Source organism: Gracilibacillus caseinilyticus (assembly GCF_022919115.1).
GTDB classification, from domain to species: domain Bacteria; phylum Bacillota; class Bacilli; order Bacillales; family Amphibacillaceae; genus Gracilibacillus; species Gracilibacillus caseinilyticus.
This window is the reverse complement of record NZ_CP095072.1, coordinates 864,672-889,604: the sequence shown is the minus strand read 5'-3', so window position 1 is coordinate 889,604 and position 24,933 is coordinate 864,672. Positions and strand designations below refer to the sequence as shown.

The 24,933-nt window shown below is 36.8% G+C and carries 19 protein-coding genes and 2 pseudogenes; 12 read left to right on the top strand and 9 right to left on the bottom strand.

The window, feature by feature from the left end; all coding sequences use genetic code 11:
- Positions 1 to 12: 12 nt before the first annotated feature.
- Positions 13 to 945, bottom strand: a pseudogene (locus MUN88_RS04235) (SDR family oxidoreductase); the annotation flags it as partial.
- A gap of 100 nt (positions 946 to 1,045) precedes the next feature.
- Here MUN88_RS04235 and MUN88_RS04230 point away from each other — a divergent pair.
- Together MUN88_RS04230 and MUN88_RS04225 are read left to right on the top strand one after the other, a co-directional pair.
- Positions 1,046 to 1,216 (top strand): hypothetical protein, encoded by a 171-nt coding sequence (locus tag MUN88_RS04230; protein WP_244721247.1) that lies wholly within the window; start codon positions 1,046 to 1,048, stop codon positions 1,214 to 1,216.
- Between the two features lie 126 nt (positions 1,217 to 1,342).
- A complete protein-coding gene (locus MUN88_RS04225; RefSeq protein ID WP_244721246.1) occupies positions 1,343 to 2,080 on the top strand; it encodes a cytochrome c oxidase assembly protein in 738 nt (245 codons plus the stop codon).
- Positions 2,081 to 2,477: 397 nt separating this feature from the next.
- Here MUN88_RS04225 and MUN88_RS04220 read toward each other — a convergent pair whose 3' ends face one another.
- Complete coding sequence (locus MUN88_RS04220) at positions 2,478 to 2,726, bottom strand: response regulator (protein ID WP_244721245.1); 249 nt, start codon at positions 2,724 to 2,726, stop codon at positions 2,478 to 2,480.
- A gap of 670 nt (positions 2,727 to 3,396) precedes the next feature.
- Here MUN88_RS04220 and MUN88_RS04215 point away from each other — a divergent pair.
- Positions 3,397 to 3,654 carry a hypothetical protein gene (locus tag MUN88_RS04215; RefSeq protein WP_244721244.1) on the top strand — a complete coding sequence of 86 codons (258 nt, stop codon included), beginning with the start codon at positions 3,397 to 3,399 and terminating at the stop codon, positions 3,652 to 3,654.
- Positions 3,655 to 4,181: 527 nt separating this feature from the next.
- Here MUN88_RS04215 and MUN88_RS04210 read toward each other — a convergent pair.
- A pseudogene (locus tag MUN88_RS04210) lies at positions 4,182 to 4,688 on the bottom strand (recombinase family protein); the annotation flags it as partial.
- 162 nt (positions 4,689 to 4,850) lie between these two features.
- Positions 4,851 to 5,510: an SDR family oxidoreductase gene (locus MUN88_RS04205; protein WP_244724325.1), complete on the bottom strand. Its 660-nt coding sequence runs from the start codon at positions 5,508 to 5,510 to the stop codon at positions 4,851 to 4,853.
- A gap of 168 nt (positions 5,511 to 5,678) precedes the next feature.
- Here MUN88_RS04205 and MUN88_RS04200 point away from each other — a divergent pair, with 168 nt between their 5' ends.
- The 5 genes from MUN88_RS04200 (at position 5,679) to MUN88_RS04175 (ending at position 15,225) form a co-directional block, all read left to right on the top strand.
- Positions 5,679 to 6,440 (top strand): DUF2087 domain-containing protein, encoded by a 762-nt coding sequence (locus MUN88_RS04200; protein WP_244721243.1) that lies wholly within the window; start codon positions 5,679 to 5,681, stop codon positions 6,438 to 6,440.
- A gap of 364 nt (positions 6,441 to 6,804) precedes the next feature.
- Complete coding sequence (locus MUN88_RS04195) at positions 6,805 to 7,683, top strand: YitT family protein (RefSeq protein WP_369809976.1); 879 nt, start codon at positions 6,805 to 6,807, stop codon at positions 7,681 to 7,683.
- Between the two features lie 86 nt (positions 7,684 to 7,769).
- Positions 7,770 to 8,732: a magnesium/cobalt transporter CorA gene (gene corA / locus MUN88_RS04190; protein WP_244721241.1), complete on the top strand. Its 963-nt coding sequence runs from the start codon at positions 7,770 to 7,772 to the stop codon at positions 8,730 to 8,732.
- 805 nt (positions 8,733 to 9,537) lie between these two features.
- Positions 9,538 to 14,634: a rhamnogalacturonan lyase family protein gene (locus MUN88_RS21695; protein ID WP_305852491.1), complete on the top strand. Its 5,097-nt coding sequence runs from the start codon at positions 9,538 to 9,540 to the stop codon at positions 14,632 to 14,634.
- Positions 14,635 to 15,060: 426 nt separating this feature from the next.
- Positions 15,061 to 15,225: a hypothetical protein gene (locus MUN88_RS04175; protein WP_244721233.1), complete on the top strand. Its 165-nt coding sequence runs from the start codon at positions 15,061 to 15,063 to the stop codon at positions 15,223 to 15,225.
- A 315-nt stretch (positions 15,226 to 15,540) separates the two neighbouring features.
- On the opposite strand, the gene MUN88_RS04170 is transcribed toward MUN88_RS04175, so the two are convergent.
- Both MUN88_RS04170 and MUN88_RS04165 read right to left on the bottom strand, forming a co-directional pair.
- Complete coding sequence (locus MUN88_RS04170) at positions 15,541 to 16,224, bottom strand: aspartate/glutamate racemase family protein (RefSeq protein WP_244721231.1); 684 nt, start codon at positions 16,222 to 16,224, stop codon at positions 15,541 to 15,543.
- Positions 16,225 to 16,737, bottom strand: a complete 513-nt coding sequence (locus MUN88_RS04165; protein WP_244721229.1) for a peptide deformylase — start codon at positions 16,735 to 16,737, stop codon at positions 16,225 to 16,227.
- Positions 16,738 to 16,840: 103 nt separating this feature from the next.
- Here MUN88_RS04165 and MUN88_RS04160 point away from each other — a divergent pair, with 103 nt between their 5' ends.
- Positions 16,841 to 17,716, top strand: a complete 876-nt coding sequence (locus MUN88_RS04160) for a LysR family transcriptional regulator (RefSeq protein ID WP_244721227.1) — start codon at positions 16,841 to 16,843, stop codon at positions 17,714 to 17,716.
- A gap of 476 nt (positions 17,717 to 18,192) precedes the next feature.
- Here MUN88_RS04160 and MUN88_RS04155 read toward each other — a convergent pair whose 3' ends face one another.
- Positions 18,193 to 19,101 (bottom strand): LysR family transcriptional regulator, encoded by a 909-nt coding sequence (locus MUN88_RS04155; protein ID WP_244721225.1) that lies wholly within the window; start codon positions 19,099 to 19,101, stop codon positions 18,193 to 18,195.
- Between the two features lie 104 nt (positions 19,102 to 19,205).
- On the opposite strand from MUN88_RS04155, the gene MUN88_RS04150 reads away from it, so the two are divergent.
- The gene (locus MUN88_RS04150) at positions 19,206 to 20,435 is read left to right on the top strand and encodes an MFS transporter (protein ID WP_244721224.1); all 1,230 of its coding nucleotides are present in this window, start codon (positions 19,206 to 19,208) and stop codon (positions 20,433 to 20,435) included.
- A gap of 239 nt (positions 20,436 to 20,674) precedes the next feature.
- Here the strand turns inward: MUN88_RS04150 and MUN88_RS04145 are convergent, their stop codons facing one another.
- A complete protein-coding gene (locus MUN88_RS04145; protein ID WP_244721222.1) occupies positions 20,675 to 21,259 on the bottom strand; it encodes a CGNR zinc finger domain-containing protein in 585 nt (194 codons plus the stop codon).
- 120 nt (positions 21,260 to 21,379) lie between these two features.
- Between MUN88_RS04145 and MUN88_RS04140 the strand changes: the two genes are divergently transcribed.
- Entirely contained in the window at positions 21,380 to 22,609 is a 1,230-nt protein-coding gene (locus MUN88_RS04140; RefSeq protein WP_244721220.1) for an MFS transporter, read from the top strand.
- 46 nt (positions 22,610 to 22,655) lie between these two features.
- On the top strand, positions 22,656 to 23,114 hold the full coding sequence (locus tag MUN88_RS04135) for a DinB family protein (RefSeq protein ID WP_244721218.1): 459 nt from the start codon (positions 22,656 to 22,658) through the stop codon (positions 23,112 to 23,114).
- A 559-nt stretch (positions 23,115 to 23,673) separates the two neighbouring features.
- Here the strand turns inward: MUN88_RS04135 and MUN88_RS04130 are convergent.
- Entirely contained in the window at positions 23,674 to 24,162 is a 489-nt protein-coding gene (locus MUN88_RS04130; protein ID WP_244721215.1) for a hypothetical protein, read from the bottom strand.
- Between the last annotated feature and the right edge of the window lie 771 nt (positions 24,163 to 24,933).

Genomic DNA, 24,933 nt, shown 5'->3' with positions numbered 1-24,933 from the left:
AAAGCTACGGGTCAGCATACTACCATTAACGTGAAGTGTTTGTCCGGTAACAAATCGCGAGTCGTCAGATGCAAGGTAGACAAATGTAGGAGCCACCTCAAATGGTTGCCCTTGCCGATTCATTGGATTGTTAACGAGTGTAACCTGATCAGGAGAAAAACTCGATGGTATTAATGGCGTCCAGATTTTTCCCGGCGCAATGGCATTTACTCGGATACCTTTTTTTACTAAATTATTGGCGAGTGCTCTCGTAAAACCTAAATTAGCGGCCTTGGTGGCAGTGTAATCGATTAATTGTTCAAACCCTTCAAATGCCACGAAAGAACTGGTATTGATAATAGAGCTTCCTACTTTTAAGTAAGGTAGAGCAGCTCGAGTCGTATAGAAGTGAGAGTATATATTTACTTTAAAGGTATCATCAAATTGCTCATCTGAAATATCCAATAAATCTAATTGTTGAAATTGAATGCCGACATGGTTGCACAATATATCCAGCTTGCCAAACCTCTCCACCGTTTTTTCCACGATATCGATGCATTGTTGTTTTTGGCGTAAATCCCCAGGTAATAATAAACAACTTTTTCCTAATTCTTCAATTCGTTTCTTCGTTCTTTCTGCATCTTCCTGTTCATCTAAATAGACAATAGCAAGATCTGCGCCTTCTTTCGCAAAAGTGATAGCAGCTGCAGCGCCCATCCCACTGTCTCCTCCTGTAATCAGTGCGACTTTTCCTTCGAGCTTCCCGCTTCCTTTATAATTCGGATTTTCAATAATCGGCCTGGGGATCATTACATTTTCTACACCGGGCTGCCGGTATTGTCTTTGTTCTGGAACTGTTAAAGGAGTATTTTCATACCTTGTAATTTTGCCGTAGTTAGGCTGCATTGGATATTCCTTTGGAGTGGACCTATCCTCAGATATACAAAAAGCCTCCTTAAATTGCATGATGGATTAATGTATTCCTATTAGGCGAATGTCGTGTATGTTTTTTTGCAGGGTCCCAAGGAAGGGGTCTTGCATAGAGTAACAGCAAGAGGTGAAATGGGTGAATTACTACTATAATCCAGAAGTGAAATATTTATTGTTATCAGAACCCTTTGCCAAAGAAAGTGTTCTCTATAATCATAATCAAAATGCGTTTCATGCTCCCCAAATAACATTTCGTCCACCTTATTATACGAATCCGCAATATGTACCGTATTATACAGTGTTGTAATGGTTATGAGTTCAGGACCTTGGAGCTGCCAGGGTCTTGAAGGGTTTTATCTTTTTACATAGTAGTTGGGGTAGCTGAATAGTTATAATGGAGAGGGAATATATGGAGAAATGAGGCGATCATCAGATGACGTTATGGGTGTTCTTGATGCCGTTAACTTGGAATATCCCTGTTCTATTCGTGCTTTTAGCGAGTTTGATATGTTACCTGCTTTTGCTAAGAAGGTTAACTGTAACAGTTAAGCAAGTCCTTTTCATGGTCTCCTGCTTATTATTGTGTGGAATTACCTTCGCAAGTCCGTTCGCACAACTTGCTCATATAACCTTTAGTACACACATGATTCAAATGAGTATCCTGTACTTTATTATTCCACCACTTCTGCTATTAGGAATGCCGCATACTATTCATCGTATCGTTTCCAATACAAGCATTATGAGGCATAGAACGTCGATCATTTCACTTCTGCTCTTTTCAGTATTATTTCTGTTATACCATCTTCCGGCTATGCTCCAGTTTTTATTACAACATCCCCTTTTGCATAACAGTTACAGCCTCCTGCTTTTTGCTTTAGCGATTAGCATGTGGTGGCCATTTGTATTGTTACCAACAGAAAAAGTGGAACGATATGCATTTTTTAGCGGGGTTTTCGTCATGCCTGCATGTCTTCTTTTTGTGGTGATGGCATTGCTTGACCTTCAATCTTCTCAGCCGTTTCACCAGCAACTCTTTGCCCATCTTTGTCTGCCGGATCGTACACTAGCTTCTCCTGTTAACACGAAAATAGATCAAGTAATGGCAGGGGTTATCATGCTCGGAATGCATAAGGGAGCAACTCATCTTGCCATTCGGGGGAATGACGGATAAATTGTATATGCTTTATAAGTTCAGAATAAGGATAATAAAAGAAAGATTGTGCAGAAGGGAATTACTATGAAATTAAACTTAATCATGCTAATTTGTCTCGTCAATACTGAGAGTGCGAGGGTATCTGTGATTCAGATAGTAGAAATGACAATTGTAAACGAGTTTCCCACATTAAAGTATCTAAACGGTGTTTTTTTCGACGGGGGATACGTATGGATTGGTGAACATGGTGTTGATGGTGTACACAATGATCATGTTTATCTGTATGATCCAGTTTATTTCTCTCTTTGGAGCGGCTGCTGGGCAAAGTCCTGTAAGGCTTCTGCATAGCCACTAATGTAACTTAACGGCGTGCGCACTTCATAAGGCCTATACTCGCGCTACTAATTCTTTCGGTCTAAACGGCTTCACAATGTAGTCGTCTGCCCCCTATATTTAATCCGTGCACACGGTTTAGTTCTTCCCTTTTTGCTGTTATCATCATTATTGGAACATTTGACACTTCACGAATTCGCTCACATACCGAAAAGCCATCAAACTCTCGCATCAATATATCGAGCAGAATTAGGTCAAATAAATTCTTTTGCCAAATCGATAAAACCTCCCCACCATCACTCCCTGTATAAATTTCAAAGCCTTTTATCAAATTGTAACAATCCTTGCTACCGTGATAATCGTAAATAAAGATAAATTACCAAAAATAAAATGGCCAATCAATAAAACCTTATACAGAGCGTTTTATCCGGTGCATTTATGTTTCTTATTACTTATAAAAGGAGGTTTTTAATATATTTCACGTTTGTGTTTTAAAAACATTTTGCCAATGCCTGGTTAAAAACGTTTGCCTTAAATATTTAGATTAGCGTGCAAAATTTCCGAAATGTTGGCGAGACCCCCCTTTGAACAGAATTGGAAACAAGTGAAATATCAGTTAGACCACTTTCATAGTAAAATAGAATCAATATCTAATTTTATAATGTTATGAAAATTTATTTATGGTAATATTTTTATGTATTTCAAATTAATAGAGAGGGAGATGTTGTTTTGAAGAAAATTTTAAGCAGTATACTTATTATTACTCTAGTATTTACTTTACTTCCTTTTGCGGAGCCAATGCATCTGAAATAGGTACAAGGACTCCCACAGACCCTCCAGGATACACAAGAGTCCCTTCGTATTATGATGGTGCAGCAGTTCATAAAAAAGTTTTAGTAAGTGGATACTATCAAGATGATTATCATTATTATTTAAACCCCGCAGATGCAAGAGAGTTTGCAGATGATCTAGAGCAGTCACCATGGATAGGACTTGGAGGGTTGATTGGTGTTTTATTTACAGGAACATCTTCTGGTGCTATTTTGGGTGCTAGTTTATACTTAGACGGTTTAAACAAGGAGCGAATAGCTGATGATATAGCAGATCAATCCGAATCTGGTCCAGTCCATTTTACTGTTTCGGACGGTTTATACGGGGAACATTATGGAAATGCTTCATATTGGGATGGAACATATATCAATACGGATTCAGAGGCTGATGGAACTATACAATTAGTAGATTATCAATTTTTGAGATAGATGCAAATGAGCTTATATGTATGGAGTTCTTTAATAATAGGGATATTTTTTGCTTGTTATAGCATTTATGTTACTAAGAAACCAGTTTCATTTGTTATTAATATTAATAACAATTACTCTAAATCAGAAATAAGTTTTTCACATAAGATAAGTTCCATAATAACTAGTATATCAGCATTCACCCTAGCGATTTTAATATACATAGGCGTCCTCGAAGAATATAATGTATTTTTAATTTTAATAATTTGGAGTTTATCATTAAAATATTTTTTATCTCTTTCCAAACGTATTAAAAGTAAGTGAAATAGTAGTGTCTAATACCACTCGCAAATTATGGGGTGGTACTAGACACTATTTTTCTTTAAGTCAGTTATAAAACAGACTGTCTTTTTTATTAGCTAAACGATGAAGCTGTATGATGTTCCAATTTGCGTCTTGAAGCAATTGATCAGTTTTGTCATACGTAATACAAATTGGTTCTTCTGTGTATGGGGTTAGTTCCGAAAATGCGTATTTACAACGCTAAGCTATTTATGGGGATAAATATGAATTTTTTTTGCGTTTCTTTTGGCTCTTGTAAGCGTGGAAATGGAAATTCCGGTTAGCGATTCCACTTGCTTATAACTGTGGGTTTCCAATAGTTCCAAAGCGTGAGACACTTGCTTCTTTCCGTACTTTTTTGGTCTTCCTTCTCTAAAATCGTCACGTTGCTTTGCTATGGCTTTTCCTTCTTGCGTTCTCTCTACAATCATATCTCTTTCAAATTCCGCAAATGAACTCATTATATTAAAAATAAGCCTGCCTGTTGGCGTATCCTCTACAAGACCCATATTCAGTACATGGACTTTTATTCCTCGGTCAAAAAGGTCGCGAATGGTATTTATGCCGTCTACTGTAGACCTGGCGAAACGATCTGGTTTTGTAACTACTAACGTGTCGCCCTCTTGAATCGATGTAATAAGTTTTAAAAAGGCTGGTCGATCTTTGTTTGTTCCGGTCAGTTTGTCCTGGTAAATCTTCTCGCAACCTTCTTGCTAGCAACAAGGTGAAGGCACTATAATTGGAAAACCGCTGTCACAAGAAGAATATAAATACAGTCTAAAAACTGCACGAAAATGACCTGCACTTTTTATTATTCATTTAATTCCATATGATAGAATGGCCAACTCTTTCTTGAGTTGGCCATTCTCCTGTTATTATATAGATTTAACTGCATCAGCTATGTCTGTATTACCTTTAACAACCTGAAACCTTTTTCCAATAGTTGATGGGGTGTTTAAGGATGCAACAATCGTAGCTGCGATATCTTCTCTGGGTACTTCATTCCGTTCTACCTTCTCAGAAAGTGTTACTTGATTTGTTCCAGGATCATTCGTTAGTTTACCTGGATGGATGATGGTATAGTCAAGCTCGGTCGACAGCAGCCATTCATCTGCATAGTGTTTGGCCACTACATATGGTGCAAAACCTTCTGGTGCAGCTTGAATCGCTTCACGGCTTGTGTCGAAGGAGCTAATCATGATGAAGCGTTGAACGTTTGCTTTTTTCGCTGCCTCGATCGTTTTGACCGCACCATCTAAGTCAATCATTATCGTTTTGTCTTTGCCTGTATGAGGACCGGAACCAGCAGTGAATACAACAGCATCTGTTCCTTCTGCAGCTTTGGCGATTGTTTCAATATTATCTTCCAGATCAACGACTGCCACTTCAGCACCTAATTTTTCAAAGTTTCCTGCTTGTTTTTCATCGCGGATCATCGCGCGCGCTTCGAGCTTCTCTTCGTTTTGAATACGTGCAACGAGATGTTTCCCAATTTGTCCGTTTGCCCCGACTATTAGTACTTTCACCTGAATCATCCTTTCTTTCAACATTTTCTATTCCATATTAGGCTAACAGATAGTCAACGATCGTGGCTACTAATTGATTTACAAAAGGGAAGGGTGTTTATGTCAGGCTTGCTATTTTATAAACGTAATCGTATAATGTCTATGTAAAAATAAACGAAAAAGAGGTGCATCTACAAAATGTCTAATTCAGAACGTTTTTGGAATGCGACCATTGACGAGCTTTCAAAAGGTTATGTGTACGAACGAGAAGAACAAGAATATGTCTGTTTGTTATGTAATCAAAAGTTTGAAGATGGCATTATTTACCCAATTGATGACACTTTATTTGAAGCAAGAAGGGCTGTTGTACATCATATCGAAGCGACACATATTTCTGTCTTCCATTATTTAATCAAGTTAGGGAAAAAGAATACAGGACTGTCGGAACATCAACAGGACTTACTGCTTTGTTTTAAAGAAGGATTAACAGATAAAGAAATTGTCAAGCAGCAGAATGGCGGCAGTACTTCAACGATTCGCAATCATCGTTTTAAATTAAGAGAAAGGGAAAAGCAGGCAAAAGTATTTTTGACATTAATGAATTTGCTTGATTCTACACAACAAAAGCAAGAAAAATTAGTTGAATTTCATAAGGGGGCAACCATGGTGGATGATCGCTATGCAACGACCGAAGAGGAGAAGCAAAAAATATTAAACACTTATTTTAAACAAGGAGTAGACGGTGCATTGGAAACCTTTCCAAGTAAGGAAAAAAGAAAAATTATTGTTCTACAGAATATTGCCAAACGATTTGAAATGCGGAAAGTCTACAAGGAAAAAGAAGTGAACGAGATATTAAAAGAGATTTACAATGATTTTGTAACAATTCGTCGATATCTGATTGAATATGGTTTTCTTAATCGGAGCAAAGATTGTACCGAATACTGGGTGAAGAATTAATGCTTTGTTCATATCCTGTTTCCGTAATTTCTTACATGTGGTCAACCAATCATCTATACTAAAATGAAAGGTATATTTTTTATATTTGGCATAAAGGTGAGTGGCGCGTTGAAAAATAAAGGAATGGATTAATATAAAACGGATTATATAAAGTGGAAATGTATTACTATGTGGTAATTTTGATATGTTATAGGTGCTTAGCAAAGATTCGAACGTATGATCCGCGTCCTGTGGGACATGGAGTGGTTGGCAGGAGCGATAACCTAGCAAGTAACACATTTCAAAATGGTTATATCGCTTAGGATCGGTTGAATTGCAGCCTGGTTTTTTAAAAACAAACAGTAAATCTGTCGAAAGAAAGGAAATGAACATGACAACTTTATCGAAGAAAAGGCGCAGTAAACTTCGGATGGTTGCTAGAGCCATTCTTATCATACTTGGAGGATTTATAGCGGCATATGGTTTGGAATCGGTATTAATTCCAAATAATGTGTCAGACGGTGGCATAACCGGAATAAGTATTGTCGGCTCACAGGTGTTTTCCTGGCCATTGGGTGTATTTATTACGGTATTGAATATTCCTTTTGTCTATTTGGGTTATAAGCAAATTGGTAAAAGTTTTGCGTTTTATTCTGTGATCGGAATTTTGTCACTCTCGATTGGAACAAGTCTTATGCATCACATTTCTCCGATTATAGAAGGAGATACGTTATTAATTACTGTAGTTGGTGGCGTGATACTTGGATTTGGAATGGGGCTTGCTCTCCGTAATGGCGGTGCGCTTGATGGTATTGATATGTTAGCCGTACTACTTTCAAGAAAGCTTCCGTTTGGAACAAGTGATTTAATTCTATTTTTGAATTTATTTGTCTTTATTATCGTTTCGACCGTCTTTGGTTTGCAGGGTGCTATTTTATCAGCAATTGCTTATTATATTGCGTCCAAAGTTATCCATATTGTCGAAGAAGGTCTGAGTGGATCCAAAACGTTTACCATTATTTCTTCCAAGCCTGAATTAGTTGTGGAGACGATACGTGACCGATTAGGACGCGGTGCTACTTATACATTGGCAATGGGCGGTTATTCCAATGAGAAATTCAAAGAAATTACCTGTATTATTAACCGTTTGGAAGAAAGTAAATTGAAGGAAATTATTAATGAGATTGACCCAGGTGCATTTGTAGCCATTTATGATGTTTCGGAGGTAAAAGGCGGTAATTTCAAGAAAAGAGATATTCATTAATAGACACCCATTTTTAATATATACCGTTTAAGGGTATATAAAGAATAGAAGGATATTGTCAGCATGAAGTGGAGGTTTATGATTACATGATACATACACTTGGTATTACTCATGATAACCAGATAGAAACAGATATTGCACCGGAAGCAAATTTGGAAGTCTACAAATGGTTTTGGGTTGATTTTGATACACCAACAGATGAAGAAATACAGCATTTATCCAAGACATTTCAATTTCATCCGTTAGCGATAGAAGATTGTATTCAGCGCCTGCAGCGGCCCAAGCTGGATTACTATGATGATCATACTTTCTTTGTCACTCATTTTGTCAAAGAGGACAAGGATGAAGACGAGTTGATAAAAGAAGAAATTAATTTTTTTGTCGGCGATCAGTTCGTAGTTAGCTTTCACCGTCAGCCTTCTAAAGAAGTATCCTATGTGCGGGAAAGGTTAGCGCATGGAAAAGTAAAGGTAGAAAAATGGGATACTTATTTTGTTTTCTATCAGATATTAGACAAGATAGTTGATAATTATTTCCCTTATTTATATGAGATCGAGGACAATTTGGACAAAATTGAGGAAAACACTCACAATAAATCGATGAATCAGTTAATGACAGAGTTATTTGATACACGCTATCAATTATTGACGCTTAGACATGTCATCCACCCGATGCGAGACTTACTATATCGAATGCTTAATTCCCAACATCTGGATGGCATTCGTGGAAAAAGGGAGTATTATTCAGATATTTATGACCACCTTTTGAAATTATCTGAAATGGTGATGTCGAATAGAGAGATAACCGTAGATATACGTGATAGTTATATGTCGATGAATTCCTTGCAAACAAATAATGTAATGAAGCTTTTAACCATTATTACATCAGTGTTCGTCCCGCTAACCTTTATCGCAGGTATTTATGGCATGAATTTTCAATATATGCCGGAATTACATATGCGTTACGGCTATTTTATTTCATTGGCTGTCATGCTGGTAGTGGGCGTAGGGATGATCATTTGGTTTTGGAAAAAAGGTTGGTTTAAATAAGAAAACTCTTACGTTGTAGCGAGTCTGCAGCGTTCCTTTTTTGTGAGCCAGAAAGAAATATACTTCATCATTACGGCTAAAGGCAGAAGAGTCGAAGGGTGAAAAAGTAAGGGTTCTTATAATACGGATTATGTAAAGTGGAACTGTATGTTAATGTGGTAATCTTGATAGGTTTTATCTGCTTAGCAATGCTCCGCATATTTCTTACGCTTAAGTAAAGTGCTACAACACATGGATCATATAAAAGCTGGGATGCTGGGCATTATGTTATGAATTCAAATACTATTATATATGTATTAGCTTAATATGCTAGCTCTTACAATCGTTGTAGAATACTTATCCTAGCGCAGGCCAACCACGTAGACTCCCACGGGACGTGCAGGTGCTGAAGATCCACTTTGTGAAGTGGTCTTCTTCACAAAGTTAGCTTCAGCCGTGCCCCGCAGGACGCGAAGTGGTTGGCCGGAGCGGTAGTCTAGCAGATAAAATATTTCAAAATTACCACTAAGCAGCTAGTTGACATAATCCGTATTATAGGTAGTTTTATCATGCTTAAGTTAGCGGAATCTGGGTTTAGTACTTTTGTAGGGAATTCATTTAATTTAGTACATAGGTAGCAAAAACAAGCAAATCTATCTAATACCTCCGACGAAATAGTGAATAAATTCCTATTGTTCTTTAAAAAGGAAACTGTTACCATTGCTTCTGTGAAAGCGATTACTTTATTATGAGAGGAAAGGAGGGAGTATACACTTTTGCATACACCCAGAACAGTCATGCATTTTAGTAAATGAGGAGCTGACTTATGAAAGCGTTTAGAAAGTGTAAGAAAGCAACACTTATTGTTTTGTGTATGATGATTGTATTTCCTGCATCTTCTTTTGGTAATCGTACATCAACGATTCATGCTGCGGAAGAGACGGATACGGAAGTGATGCAATTTGATTTTGGTAAAGAAGATAATGGGGCATCGGACGGTTACATCGGCATATCCGATCAAACGAAATATTCAGAGGACGCAGGATATGGTTTTCTGGATACTGCAAATGTAAGCAGTTTCACTACAGATGCAGAGGATACGGTGCAATCAACAGGTGTTACATACAGCGATACAGCGTTTGAAGTTGATCTCGAACCAGGTGATTATGAAGTTACCGTGATTGCAGGCGACTCTGCGGAAGAATCAAATGTAGGTGTGAAAGTAGAATCAATTCAGAAGGTGCAAAATACGACATTCAGTAGCTCGGAGTATATGGAGAGAACATTTGAAATTGCACTTATTGATGGCAAATTATCTGTTGCTTTAACAGGAAATACTCCGAAAATTAACGGATTAGTTATCCGTAAACTTTCGGAAAGATCGGCAAGTGAGAATCCGACAGTCTATGTGGCCAGTGATTCTACGGCACAGACTTATGATCCTTATTGGAAGCCGCAAGCTGGCTGGGGACAAATGCTTGATCGTTTTTTCACGGATGATATTACTGTAGCTAATCATGCGATTGGTGGACGAAGCTCGAAAACGTTTATTACCGAAGGTCGTTATGACACGATATTGCGTGAGATGAAACCAAAGGATTATTTACTGATCCAGTTCGGTCATAATGATGCCACGATCAGCCGTCCTGAACGGTATACGACAGTGGAAGAATATAAAGGATATTTAGAAGATTATGTTGAAGGTGTTCGCCAACGTGGCGCTATACCGATTTTGGTGACACCAGTTAATAGACGTGATTATGACTCTGAAACTGGTGAATTCAATGTTAGTTTCCCAGAGTATAAAGAAGGTATGGAAGAAGTAGCGGAAGATCTGGATGTACTGCTGGTGGATCTGAATCAACGAAGCAGATCATATTTCAATAAAGTTGGTCCAGAGGGTACAAAGGCAATATTCCTTCATGCAGACCCAGGTATTTATGACGCATTCCCGAATGGTGTTGAGGATAATACACATTTCCAAGAGTATGGTGCAATACAAGTTGCAAGACTCTTATCGGAAGGGATCGAATCGTTAGATACAGAGTTAGCATCTTATGTAAAAAATATCGAACCACCTGAAAATGTTCCTGCCAAACCAGAAAATATCCAAGTTTCTAATGTCAGTAACGCAGGAGCTGTATTGTCATGGAATGATGTGGAAGAAGCGGATATCTATCGAGTCTATCGGAGGAAAGAAGCAGAAGAAGATTATCAGCTTGTTGGTAGTTCAACTGTTTCCCAAACCAACTTATCCGGAATGGAAGAAGGAGAATCGTACAATATCGTAATAAAAGCAGTCAATGCGAAGGGTGAATCAGAAGCATCTGATACGGTGATTATTGTGACAAAAGAAGCAACATATAAATATGATTTTGAACAATCTGGTTCTCCTACCAAAGATGGCTATACCTCTGTGACGACTGATACTGTGTATTCAGAAGAAACAGGGTATGGGTTATTAAATAATGAAGGCGTCATAACGAGAGATCGGGGTGGCGATGATCTGCTACGTGACTGGATTGGTTATTTTAACACTGGGTGGGATTTTCAAGTGGATCTTCCAAATGGTCTGTATTCAGTCAAAGTCTATGTTGGTGATTTCTTAGGTTCTGCACGAACAGACTTATCGATTGAGGATGTTGGTTATGGAACCATTTCTGCGGGTAAACAAAGCTCGACTGATAAGGTGGTACCGGAAGTGCCGGTTAAAGATGGAAATATGAATTTTCATTTTGGTGGACAAACTGGTATTGCCAATGGATTGGAAATTACACCAATTCTACTTGCTCCGTATGATTTGGAAGTTTTGGATAAATCATTAGAGAGTGATAATGTTTCTGCTACCATTGGATGGGCAGAAGCAGCTGGAGCAGATCATTATAATGTTTATCGTAAAGCGGAAGGTGCTGCTAAGGCAGAAAAAATTGGAACGACTAAGGAAGCCTCGTATACGGATGATACCACTAAACCTGGTATTACGTATGAGTACTATGTAACAACAGTAAATGCACTTGGTACCGAAACCGTAGAATCGGAAACTCTTTCAGTAACGATGGTAGATGAATCAGTGGAGGTTCCGAGTGCACCTGGAAATCTTTCTGTTCAAGATTATGATAAGCGTGAAGTAACGTTAGCGTGGGATAGTGTGGAAGGTGCTATTTCTTATAACGTATACCGAGCTGAAAAAGAAGACGGCGAATATCAATTAATCGGTACGTCGGATAGTGCCTCTTTTACAGATAAAGATGTGTTAACAACCGTTCCTTATTATTATCAGGTTAAAGCGGTAAATGGTGGCGGACTTTCAGAAGCGTCTAACACGATGGAATCACCATCTGATACTGTTCTATCGAAACAAATGGAAGACCTGACGAGAGCAGCAATCGCTGTACCAAATGAAGAAGGTATTCTCGTTAGCTGGAGATATTTAGGCACAGATCCAACTGACCTTGGATTTCACGTATACCGTAACGGTGAACAGATTACTGAAGAGCCGATAACCGACCGGACAAATTATGTGGATAGTGAAGGGAAATCTGGTGATACCTACCAAATTCACCCTGTGAAAGATGGAGAATTATATGGTGATAGAGCAACAACAACAGCTTTAGAAGAAAGTCATCTCAACATTCCATTAAACAAACCTGCTGCTGGTGAAACGCCGCTTGGCGATCCTTATACGTACAGTGCGAATGATGCTAGTGTAGGTGATGTGGATGGTGACGGTGAATATGAATATATCGTAAAATGGGATCCATCCAATAGTCATGATAACTCGCAAACCGGTTATACAGGAAATGTCTATCTGGATGCATATGAGTTAGATGGAACAAGACTATGGCGCATTGATTTAGGTATCAATATTCGTGCAGGTGCCCATTATACGCAGTTTATCGTGTATGATTTTGATGGTGACGGTAAGTCAGAAGTAGCTATGAAGACCGCAGACGGCACGGTTGACGGTCAAGGGACTGTCATTGGTGATGGCTCAAAAGACCATCGCAATTCCAGTGGCTACATTTTGCAAGGGGATGAATACCTGACAGTCTTTGATGGTGAGAATGGTGCAGCCATTGATACTGTAGATTATGAACCACCTCGTGGTAATGTGGATTCATGGGGCGACGGTTATGGTAACCGAGTAGATCGTTTCTTAGCAGGTGTTGCTTATTTAGACGGGGAAAATCCTAGTTTAATTATGGCAAGAGGTTATTATACACGTTCTGTGGTCGTAGCCTATGACTTCTCGGATGGTAAATTGGAAAAGCGTTGGCGCTTCGACACTAATGATGAAGGCTACAGTGATTGGGAAGGTCAAGGCTATCACTCTTTAAGCACTGCTGATGTGGATGGTGATCAAAAGCAAGAAGTAGTATACGGTCAAATTACGATTGATGATGATGGTACGGGATTATATAATACCGGTCTCGGTCATGGGGATGCTTTACACGTAGGTGATTATATTCCGGACCGAGATGGCCTGGAAATCTTCACACCACAAGAGCATACAGACGCCGAATACGGTTATGATATGCGTGACGCAGAAACAGGTGAAGTGATTTGGGGAGAACATACCGGTGTTGATACGGGACGTGGCCTTGTTGCCGATATTGATCCAAGGTATGAAGGTGCCGAAGCATGGGGAGTAGATGAAGCATGGAATAGCCCGACTGGTGGTCTTCATAAAGCAACAGGTGAAAAAATATCTACCAACATACCAAGTGCTAATTTTGCGATCTGGTGGGATGGAGACGTCCAAAGAGAGTTGTTAGATCATGATTGGGATCAAGAGGCTGAAAAAGGTGTCGGTGTCATTTCGAAATGGAATTATGAGACAGAAGAGTCTGACGTTCTTTTACGAGCAGAAGGTACACTATCCAATAACTATACGAAAGGTACACCAGCACTTCAGGCGGACATATTTGGTGACTGGAGAGAGGAAGCGATCTGGCGGACAGAAGACAGTTCCGCGCTTCGAATTTATTTCACCGATCAGGAAACAGATAAACGGATCTTTACTTTAATGCATGATGCGCAATATCGTACAGCGGTAGCATGGCAAAATGTAGGCTACAATCAGCCGCCACATCCTAGCTTCTATATTGGCGAAGGAATGGAAATACCAGCACAGCCTGCTATATCTCCGGTAGAGGTAGATAAACCGGACGGAAATGCTCCAATAACGTCAGTAGATATTCAACAGGAAACAAAGAATGACTGGTATGTAGAGCCTGTAACAGGACAGTTCAGAGTAGTAGATGAATCGAAGACTTCCACCTACTATCAAATCAATGATCAAGAGCAGGTACAGGGTAACGAGTTTACCATTTCAGAAGATGGTAAGTACACGGTATCCTACTGGAGTGAAGATGAAGCAGGCAATAAAGAAGAAGCTCATCAGGTAGAAGTTAATCTCGATCAAACTGCTCCAGATATTGCTTTATCCATTGAAGATGGGCAGGAATTTACCTTGATTGATAAGATCACGTTAGCTTGTGAGTTCACGGATGCATTATCTGGTGTAGCAGAGAAAAACTGTGACACAGGTATTGATTCAAATAAACAAGAAGTGTATGGCTTTGAGTTGTGGTTTGGTAAGCACGAACTAAAAGCGAGTGCAACCGATAAAGTAGGTAATCATAGTGAAAAAGCGGTATCATTCAAGGTAACGTTTGACTGGCAAAGTTTAAAAGAATTGATCGAAATGTTGATCAAACAGAACAATCATGATGAAAAACTGATTAAGAAGCTAACTCACTTCGTAGATCAAGCAGAAGCGAAAAAACAACCTAATGCCAAACGTAACATGATGGATAATTTCACGAAGCAAGTGGAAAAAGCGCCTGCAGAAGCTTTGACCGAAGAGGAAAAGCAGACGCTTAAGGAGTTAGCTGAATATCTGAAAGAAAACGAACAATAAGAACGCATTGAGACAACACCCTGAAAGTCAGATGCTTTTAGGGTGTTTTTTAACAGGACCACATTTACACTTTGAAACAAAGACTGGTTTATGGGATTGGCAGGAACCCTGCTAATGTCTTAGGGATAGGAGATTTATAGAGATGGCGAAAAGGGATATTTTATTTTTAGTCATTGGTATAGGGGTAATTCTATTAACTTGGTTTGGATTGCATACTATTGACAACGAAGCACAAGAAATTGAGACTTTATAAGAGTTTTTTCATGCTAAATTAATCCTAGAAAGTATCTTTTAATTGTGATTAACGTTTACGGTCTATACATTAACATACATTAGTTTAGAACTTTAAGATAGAGTGAGTTATTGAATCTTTATTTGTGGTTAGATATTATAACTTTTCATAATAAATGGAAGGAGTACTTAGATATGAAAAAAAATATACTTGTTCTTTTTACGCTATTTACACTGACGTTTATTTCCTTAGTAGCATGTTCTGATGAAGGTGAAAGTGTAGATGGCCAGCAAAAAAAGAATTTGATATTAAATATGAAGGAGAACAAGGAAATTGGCAGGTTAAAGATAATATTATGACCATGCAACTAAATGCCATACAATGCTCTTATTTACAATATAATTTATAATAAATTTTGATAAAAATAACCTCTTACGATAAAATGTTTCTAATTTTAGCTTTAAAATAAATGTCGCGACGTTTGTAAAAAAGTTGCTATGCTTTAGCCCTTTGGATATGGTGATCTAAAGGGGTGTTTTTGTGTCGTAAAGAAAAAGAACATCTATTGGAGCATATTATCAGCCGTGGTTATAGATTCAAGACGTTTCCTCTTTAGGTGCCGCCCACCAAAAAAAATAATATCCTTCCGTGGAAGAAAGAAGTACTTATACTAATCATTTAATAGCGTAATTCAGAATCGCATGAATATGTATCGAAAGGGTATCTAAAACAGGAATATTACAATGTTCATTTGATAATATCAAGGGTAACTCTGTACAACCAAGTATAACGCTATCAACATCATAGCTATCTATAATATGCACCAATCTATCTCTCGAATGTGAGGAAAAATGTCGAATAGCTAATTCGTTAAAAATGATCGAATTGATTTCATTTTGATGCTCTTCAGTAGGTGTCAATACCTCGATCTCGTATTTTTTAAATGTATTCTGATAAAAGTTAGATTGCATAGTGTACTTGATACCAGTCAAAAGCACTTTTTTTATTTTTTGTTCTGACGCCCTTACAGCTGTTGCCTCGACAATACTGATCATTGGAATTAATGCACGCTGTCGTATCTCATCAAAGACAGAATGCGGTGAGTTTGCCGCCATAATAACAATATCAGCACCTGCTTTTTTCAGTGTGTGAACCCCTTTGAGAATATAATCCATATATTCTTCCATTCGATATTCATTTTCTAAGTCCGTAAAATATTGAAAATCAAGGCTATAAATAATTATTTCTGTGTAGTAATAATTTTGGTATCGATCGTTATATAAATCAGTTATGCCTTTGTAATATTGAGTCGTAGAAGCCGCACTAATAACACCTAGTATTCCGATTTTTTTCTTCATCTACTTTTCTCCTTTCTTTAATGAGTTTATTTGAGATCTAAGGGCAAAGGAGTAGGGATCAATTGCCCTCGAGATAGCTAGTTTCCCATCGAGGTGATCATATTCATGTTGCAACAGTTCTGATAAATCGTTTTCTAAATGCATGACTTTCTGCTCCCAGTGGATATCATGATAATGGATTTCGCATTCCTTATATCGTGATACTTTGACAAGTAGATCAGGAAAACTCATACAATCATCCCAAACTTCTATCTTTACATTATTCGGAAATATTAACTTAGGATTTATAAAGACGGTTGGTTGATCGATATACATATAGATTAATCTTTTAAATACACCTATTTGCGGTGCAGCAATCGCACGTCCTGCACTGTATTTCCTTTTAAAATCCATCAACGTATCATGAAGATCTTGAATGCAGGGCAACAATTGATCCATTTCATCTTTTTTTACCGGAGAACTGATTTTATATAACTTTGGATTGCCTAGTAATAGAACCTCTTTAACTGACACTTGGCTCACTCCTTCTATTTTTATTATAAAGTGAAGATGATATAATAGACAAAACGAATCTTTAAATAGTTATTATCGATTTTTTCGATTGTAGGTGGAAAACGTGCATTATGATCAATTAAAAACATTTTTAAAAGTCGTAGAATTAAAGAATTTCACAAAAGTAGCAGAAGCTCTTCACATTACTCAATCAACAGTAACTGCAAGAATCCAGCAGATAGAAGCATTCTATGGGCAAAAACTATTTATTAGGCATAAAGGTAATATACAATTAACTTCCATAGGTTATAAATTACTTCCGATGTTGCAGCGTCAAATGAATTTGTGGGAGAAAACTAAAAAAGTTGCAAATGAAGAATTAGAGAATGCCTTTCAAATTAATATTTCGGCCACTTATTCGTTATGGAGAAAAATAAGTACAAATATTATAAAAAAGTTATATCAAGAGCATGATCCTTCTTATTTACATCTTAAAACAGATCATTCCCATTTTATTATTCAAAATATATTAGATGGATCAACTGATTTTGGCATTGTTTATAATAAACCAATAAGTAAAGAAATTGCCTCTGTACTTATTCAAAAAGATACATTTAGTTTATATAAGCATCGAGATTTGAGAATAAATCAGCCTTTGTCTTTTCAAGACTTATCCAATGAAACTTGGATTTACTTAAACTGGGGCCACTCCTTTGAAGCTTGGATGGAGAAGGAGAATGAACAGAAAATACAGCCGAAAATCGAAGTGGGTCATAGTGATCTAGCTATTCAATTGATAAACGATGTAAAAGGGTTAGCCTTCTTGTCAGACAATGAAGTTAAACAATCAGACCTGGGGCAGCATCTGGAACGACTATGCTTTGAAAGTCAATCACCCATTCCTTTTCAAGCTATTTACTTCATATTTAAAGCTAGTAGAAAACATGAAACACCGATAAAAGAGACCCTTTGTTTATTTAAAAATGGTGATTTGGAATAAGAGTAACTTAATGTTATAGCAACTCTTGTCACTGAGGAAAAAACAAGTCAATGGAGGAATTTGATACAAGACATTGGTATATCAGTGTTTTGTTTGAATTTTGATCAATCTTTGTTTCAAGACGGATTATTTTTTTGCCCTAAGAATGAGGTTCTGCCGATACTTTTGATCAAACTATATTCCAAATCAACATTAAATATAACGTTCGTTTTTATTGACTTAAAACTGGAATACAACCAGCTCTAGTGTCTGTTTATCTCAGTTAAATACGAACGTTACTCGATTATATGGTAGTGTTTTTTTCAAATACGAATAATCAGCTGTTACGTCTCAAAATAGTCACTGTTATGAAGATGACCTTGGTATGTTTTATATCGACGAATAGAATAAGCATCGGCAAGTCGAAAATAAGTGACAATCTCTTCAACTGATTTATCATGAGATAAATGCTCCAGTATACAGCTGTTTCGCAACAATTAATTAAATGACATTTGGGAGTCTATAGTACTATTAGGCTCAATAAAAACATTTTTAGCAACCATTAGAAATTCTTTTACAGCTGGAGACGCTTCAGAAATTACAGAACAAGCTAGTGCAACTTCACGGTAATATGTTAAATTAAGTTTTCTTATCTTGATGTTTCGTTGAGTTTTCAAAAACAACTCTGGACCGATGGTAACGCCAAGCCCTTCTTGTACCATATTAGCAATGGTAGTGCAATCATGTACTTCAAAACGGATAGACGGTTTGATTTGTGCCTCTTCAAATAACTCCTCTACATGTGATTGGTACATTCCAGTTGGCATGATGAAATGCTCTTTTTCTATATCCTGCATATCTACTGTTTCTTTGTGAAGAAATTTATGTTCGGGATGGAAAGCTACAACCATTTTGTCTTTTAAAAGAGGTACGAGATCGAAGTCAGGATTTGATTTGCCTTTTACAACAAACCCAATGTCTATAATTCCAGATTGTAGCCATTCCGTAATCTCTTCATATGTCCCTTCATAAAACTTAAATTCTACTTTAGGATGTTTTTTTTGAAATTTTGCAAGCAATTTAGGTAATAAGCAGGAAGAAGCGCTCGAAAAAGTACCAATACGAATGATCCCTGTCTCTAAGTTCGTCGCTAATGCAATTTCTTGGTTAATTGCTTCCATTCTTTTCAATACTTCTCTTATATGTGGCAGTGTTTTTTGTCCTATTTCTGTGAGTGTTATTCCCTTTCTACGGTCCCGAATTAATAAAGGGACTCCCCATTCTGTTTCTAAACTGGAAATAGCATGACTAACAGCTGATTGAGTCATATTTAATTTTTTAGCTGTTTTTGTAAAACTCCCTAACTCTATTACTTTAGTTAAAATCTCGAAACGAACAATACTCATGAGTTATTACTCATCTCCCTTATCAAAAATATCAATTTTACTTATGTTAACACGGCATTTAAAATGAAATCAACTTCAGAAATAGTAAAGGAGATGTACACGTTTTGACAAAGAACATCAATAAATTCATTATTATTCTCTTAGCTTTAGGAGCCTTTGTTACAGGGACAGCAGAGTTTGTTGTTTCTGGTATATTAGAAATTATATCTGTTGATTTAGATGTTTCGATCTCAACAGCAGGACAATTGGTAACTGTTTATTCGTTATCATATGCAATTGGGGCATTCGTACTGGTTTTGTTAACAGTGAAGTTTGAGCGAAAAAAAGTATTAATATATGCTATTTTTACATTTATTTTAGGTAATATCGTAGCGTTTATTAGTAATGATTATATTGTACTAATGTTGTCAAGAGTCATTATGGCAATGAGTGGAGGGCTTTACATTGTAGTTGCAACAAACTATGCTGCTCAAATTGCAACAGCAGAAAAACGCGGTAGTGCCATGGCAACAGTTATCACTGGCTTTACCGTCTCATTAGTACTTGGTATACCTATCGGGACATTTTTAGCTGCTTATCTGAATTGGCGTTACATTTTTCTGATCATTGCTTTTGTTACAGTCATTCTTTTACTTTTACTTTACAAATTATTACCTAGCAAAGAGGGGAATAAGCCCGTACCATTCAAACAACAGCTACAAATTATAAAGGATAAACGGGTAATCACTGGATTAACAACTACGATCTTCTGGATATTAGGTTATACCATGGTGTTTGCCTATATTTCTCCCTTGTTAAGTAATGCTGCAGGTTTTTCGATAAAGATGACTAGTATTGCCTTATTTGTTTTAGGTACTTTTGCTTTTATAGGTTCACGTTTTGGTGGGTACGCTGTAGACAAGTGGGGACCAAATCGAACGATATCCATTAGTTTATTTGTTCATGTAGTTGCTTTACTCGTATTAACCTTTACACAGCATTCGACAATAGGTGTATTTATTACGTTGGCAGTTTGGGGAGCGGCGACTTGGACAACAACACCTGCAAAGCAATTTTATTTGATATCACTAAAACCACAATCATCTGAAACGGTACTCAGTTTTAATACAGCATTAATGAACATTGGAATGATGCTAGCTGCTGCATTAGGAGGAATCATTATACAATATACTAACATCTTGCATTTGAGTTGGATCGGTGGGGTATTTGTTATTTTTGCTCTTGTTTTTATCAAATACTCGTTTTATTTAAACGAAACAGGTTCAAGGAACATTGAAATGAGATTACAAACTAGTCAAGAAGAATGCCACTTGAATAAAAACGATTGTTACTAAGAGACGAGATCATCATTTGTTACTCGAAAAAAATATCAGAAGTACTCAGTCGTTTAAGTATAAATCTTCTTGAAGAACTAGAAATCAAATTTCAGAAGCTTTTAAAAGCAATAAGAGATTTGCAACTAAGTGATTTTGAACAGATTTAACTATTTATATTAATACGCCACTTAACACGGGAGGAATTGAGTATTCATCTATTCTCTCCCGTGTTTTTCTATTTACATAGATAGAACTCATTAATTCTTTTGAGCCTTATGACGTTGATGACGAGTTACTTTGCTTCTATTACCGCATATTTTCATGGAACACCATTTGCGCCGTCCGTGTGTATCAATAAATAATAAAACACAATCTGGATTAGCGCATCGGTGTATGTTGCTTAATTGACCTGAAGAAATAAGTTTTAATGCATCTAATGCAATTAGTGATGTGAGAGCATTTTCTGGTTTCCCCATAGGAGTAGGAATTAACTTATCGTCTTTAAATTGATAAGTAAAGGGGGCATTTTTTATTAGTAATTCCAAATGATTAATCCAATCAGACGAAAGTTCTTTCCCATCTGCCATTTTTTCATAACCTTCTCGAAGGAATGAGCGTAATTCATGTAAAAGGATCAATGCATCATTTCCCCGCTGTTCTATATCTTTACTAAATTGTTCCTTAAATATAATGTTTTCCCTAATAAGAGTGTCAAACCATGCTAAAACATGCTTTGTATTTGTTAATAAATCATGTCGGGTTCCATGCCGAACAACTTCTGTGTTAACAAGATCGATTGAAATATTGCCTGAAATGAGAGGGAATTTTTGTTCAACTGCCATGTAAATCACCTTCTTTTTCTTTTAACCTACTATAACACATTTGACAGGTTAATTATAATAGGGTATATTATTAACCACTATATAAACTTTTTAGGGGTTAATAAAAAGGAGGCGTATTTTATGTTGAAAACTTTTTTAGGTCCAAAAATAGTAATGGTAACTTTTTTAACGTTAATGGGCGCGTTTGGATTGAACTTAACAGCAGGGCAGTTTTTCACCCCTCTAAATGATACATATGGATGGAATTTAACCATTCTGAGCTTGGCAGTATCATTAAATATGATTACTTGGGGAATTTTTCAGCCTATTATGGGGAAAATGATTGATCGATTTGGTCCTAAATCAGTGATTTCCAGTAGTGCTGCATTAATGGGAGGCGCATTTATTCTTTCAGCAACAATAACGCAACTATGGCAATTCTTTCTTTACTATGGGGTACTAACTGCTATTGGTTTTGCTGGATGTGGTTCCATGGCGAATTCTGTACTCGTATCTAGGTGGTATGTGAAGAAGCGGGCTAAAATGCTTTCTAGAAGTTCCATGGGGATGAACATCGGTCAACTTATATTACTTCCATTAACTGGTGCATTAATTGCTAGCTCAAATTTTCAAACTGCATTTGTAGTTTTGGGATTAATCATGCTAGTTATCGTGGTTCCATTTGTATTAATTGTTGTAAAGAATAATCCGACAGATATTGGTCAAATGCGAGATGGAGATTCTGCCTCTTCATTTGCAACAGCAAAAAGTGTTTCATTGTCCGAAGCGCTAAAAAGTCGTGAGTTTTGGATTGCTACTCTAGGGTTTGCTACATGTGGTTTTACCTTATACTTAGTAACCATGCATCTTCCGAATTTTGCAGTTGATTTAGGAGGGGGAAAATCACTTGGTGGTCAATTGTTAGGTATTGCAGCTTTAGCAAGTGCGTGTTCGATGTGGATTACTGGACAATTAACGCGTGTCATGGAGAAAAAGAACCTGCTTGTAATCTTGTACATGGTTAGGTTGCTTGCTTTTATATGGCTAGCTGTGTCACCAGGTATTTGGCAATTATATGTATTTGCTGTCGTATACGGGATCTCTTCAATGCCGATTATTCCACTTGTAACGGGAATCATTGGTGATAAGTTTGGAAAAAACGCAATGGGAAGTATTCTTGGGTTTAGTTGGTTCATCCATCAAGTATTTGCGGCGTTAGGTGTATTTCTTGGTGGCTACCTTCGAACAATGACTGGTAACTATGAACTAGCATTTTGGTTGGGAGCAGCTTTATTGGTATTTGGAGTCATTCTTACCACATTAATTAAGGAGCAAACGGTAGACGTCAACAGAAAAACAGCGTTGCAATAAAATATTCACTAGTATTCCAAACTTAATAGAAAGGATGAGTTATTAAATGAGTCATTATCTATTTCAACAGTTAAAATTTGTACGGAAGGCTACGATTGAATATGTAAAAGGTGTGAATGAAAATCGATTCGAAGTTGTACCTGCAGGATTAAATAATAATATCATATGGAATTTAGGTCATATATACATGGTAACTGAAAAATTTGTTTTTCAACTTACAGGTGAAAAAATCACTGTACCTAATCATTTCCCTGAACTTTTTGATCCAGGTACATCTCCAAAAGATTGGTCTATCGATACTCCAACGATAGAAGAGCTAATCGTCTTATTAAATGAACAAATGGAAAGAATAGAAGCAATTTTATCGGAGAGAATAGAAGAATTGTTGAAGGGAATATATAATTCTTCTACAGGACTGCAGATTAGCAGTGTTGCTGAATGTTTAAGCTTTTGTCTCTATCATGAAGGAATGCATTTTGGTGCAATAAAAGGTATTAATCAATGATTACAAAATAAAGATTAATAATGATAAGGATACTGAACTTTGTAAGAAGGGTATGGGTAACCACTGCGATTATGAACGTTTATAAATAATTAACGACTTAAAAATCATGGTAAGCTCATAGTTGCATTATCCAGTATTCAGAAATAGGATGATTGCGGAAAAACATAATAGAAAATGATCAAACTTTATTCCAAAGCTACACGTAATAATAGTAAATATTAGGGTTTTTGAGAGTAGTGTCAGATTAGGGGTCTCTATTAAGATGCGAGCAAGAGGAAAGTATTTTTTCCTCACAGTAAAAAGCATTCTTGTAAGGGGAGCGTCAGGAAAATGCGTATTTACAACGTTAAGGAAGTTTCAATATCAAAAATCCTAATTTATCAATTAACTGTGAAGAAATTAGGATTTTTTCATTTTTCAATTAAAGCGCCTGTGGTGTATTCACTAATTTCACTTGGTATCAAATTAGAGTAATAACGGGCAAAATCATCTTTGTCATCACACGCGTTATAAAAAACACATCCTATAATGAAAATTGAAGCAAGATATAATATGTCCATTATTTTCCCTTTTCTACGCATTGATTGATTTTTACTTTTACATTTTTGGTATTATCCTTTATTTCATCGTAAATCATGGATAACAAGGTAAACCATGAAATATCTTCATTATAGGGATTTTTCTTATTGATATACTTCAGTACGAGTTTTAATTCTTTCATGCGGTTTGTATCTAAATGTTGATGCAAGTAGCTTTTCACAAAGCTGTTTAGTAAATGCGTGTTCCTCACACTAGCATCTAATAAGAGAGCTGCGGCTTTGGATGGTGTTACATCTAGTGCATCTGATAGCATTCTAATTTTTTCGTAGGCGTCCTGGGTAAAACGGGTCGTTACTCGTTCATTCTTTCCAGATTGCCATTTTCTTTGTAGGGATTCTTTTCCTAGATCCCCAATGTACAATGTATTGTTATGCTTATAATCTCTTCTGAAGTATTCCGAAAGATGGTCTATTACGCTTCTTGATTGGAGGCCTTTTTCACAAATCACTTCTACGACATTTTTTACTGGTGTATTCGTGACATACGAAAGTCGGTACATACATGTATATGGGGGATAGGGAAGATGTATGTTTATTATTTTCTTTCATTGTCTACTTCTATCAAAGAAGTCGAAAGGGGAATGTTAAATGAAAATGACAAAAGAGGAAGCCAAGAACTTGGCCAACAAAGGGATAGAGCATAGCAAAAAATACAGGATACCGTTACAGAAGAAAAAAATGAAGAAGGCTTAAGGATTCTAAGTAGAAGATTATCTAATTTATTGTGTAGTTATGAAAAAAAATGTGGTATAATATAAATAGAGTTGGCATACCATATAAAAAACCGCAGACGCTACTACGTCTACGGTTACAATAGACCGAACCCCGATAAGAGGGGCGACGCCTATATAGAGTAAATAACCCCTACACGCTTGCCGGCATATGAGGGGTTATTTTTTTATTGTTTTTATCGGACATGATAAACGCCACCAATGCTCCGAAGGAGATCATCAGTGTTAATACGTTCTCGATATCCATAGGCGTGGGAAGTCTCCCAATGAGACTAACGGAAGGACAACAGTGCGCCACCCCTCATATGAAGTCGATCTATTGATATGCCTATTATAACATGTATGTACTCTCAATAGAGTATTTCGACATAGTTTTTATTGTCATCAAGCAATCCATAAATTATTTTTAAAATTTATTAAACAGATAACAAAAAGGAAGGCTGAAAATATTTCCTTCCTTTTTAACGTTCAGGACCATAATCCTTATTT

Excerpts from the sequence above, each read along its gene's own strand:
- MUN88_RS04225 (WP_244721246.1), top strand. The coding sequence starts at position 1,343 with ATGACGTTATGGGTGTTCTTGATGCCGTTAACTTGGAATATCCCTGTT.
- MUN88_RS04205 (WP_244724325.1), bottom strand. The coding sequence starts at position 5,510 with ATGATTCAGGTGAAAGTACTAATAGTCGGGGCAAACGGACAAATTGGG.
- MUN88_RS04200 (WP_244721243.1), top strand. The coding sequence starts at position 5,679 with ATGTCTAATTCAGAACGTTTTTGGAATGCGACCATTGACGAGCTTTCA.
- MUN88_RS04195 (WP_369809976.1), top strand. The coding sequence starts at position 6,805 with ATGAACATGACAACTTTATCGAAGAAAAGGCGCAGTAAACTTCGGATG.
- corA (WP_244721241.1), top strand. The coding sequence starts at position 7,770 with ATGATACATACACTTGGTATTACTCATGATAACCAGATAGAAACAGAT.
- MUN88_RS21695 (WP_305852491.1), top strand. The coding sequence starts at position 9,538 with ATGAAAGCGTTTAGAAAGTGTAAGAAAGCAACACTTATTGTTTTGTGT.
- MUN88_RS04175 (WP_244721233.1), top strand. The coding sequence starts at position 15,061 with ATGAAAAAAAATATACTTGTTCTTTTTACGCTATTTACACTGACGTTT.
- MUN88_RS04170 (WP_244721231.1), bottom strand. The coding sequence starts at position 16,224 with ATGAAGAAAAAAATCGGAATACTAGGTGTTATTAGTGCGGCTTCTACG.
- MUN88_RS04155 (WP_244721225.1), bottom strand. The coding sequence starts at position 19,101 with ATGAGTATTGTTCGTTTCGAGATTTTAACTAAAGTAATAGAGTTAGGG.
- MUN88_RS04145 (WP_244721222.1), bottom strand. The coding sequence starts at position 21,259 with ATGGCAGTTGAACAAAAATTCCCTCTCATTTCAGGCAATATTTCAATC.
- MUN88_RS04140 (WP_244721220.1), top strand. The coding sequence starts at position 21,380 with ATGTTGAAAACTTTTTTAGGTCCAAAAATAGTAATGGTAACTTTTTTA.
- MUN88_RS04135 (WP_244721218.1), top strand. The coding sequence starts at position 22,656 with ATGAGTCATTATCTATTTCAACAGTTAAAATTTGTACGGAAGGCTACG.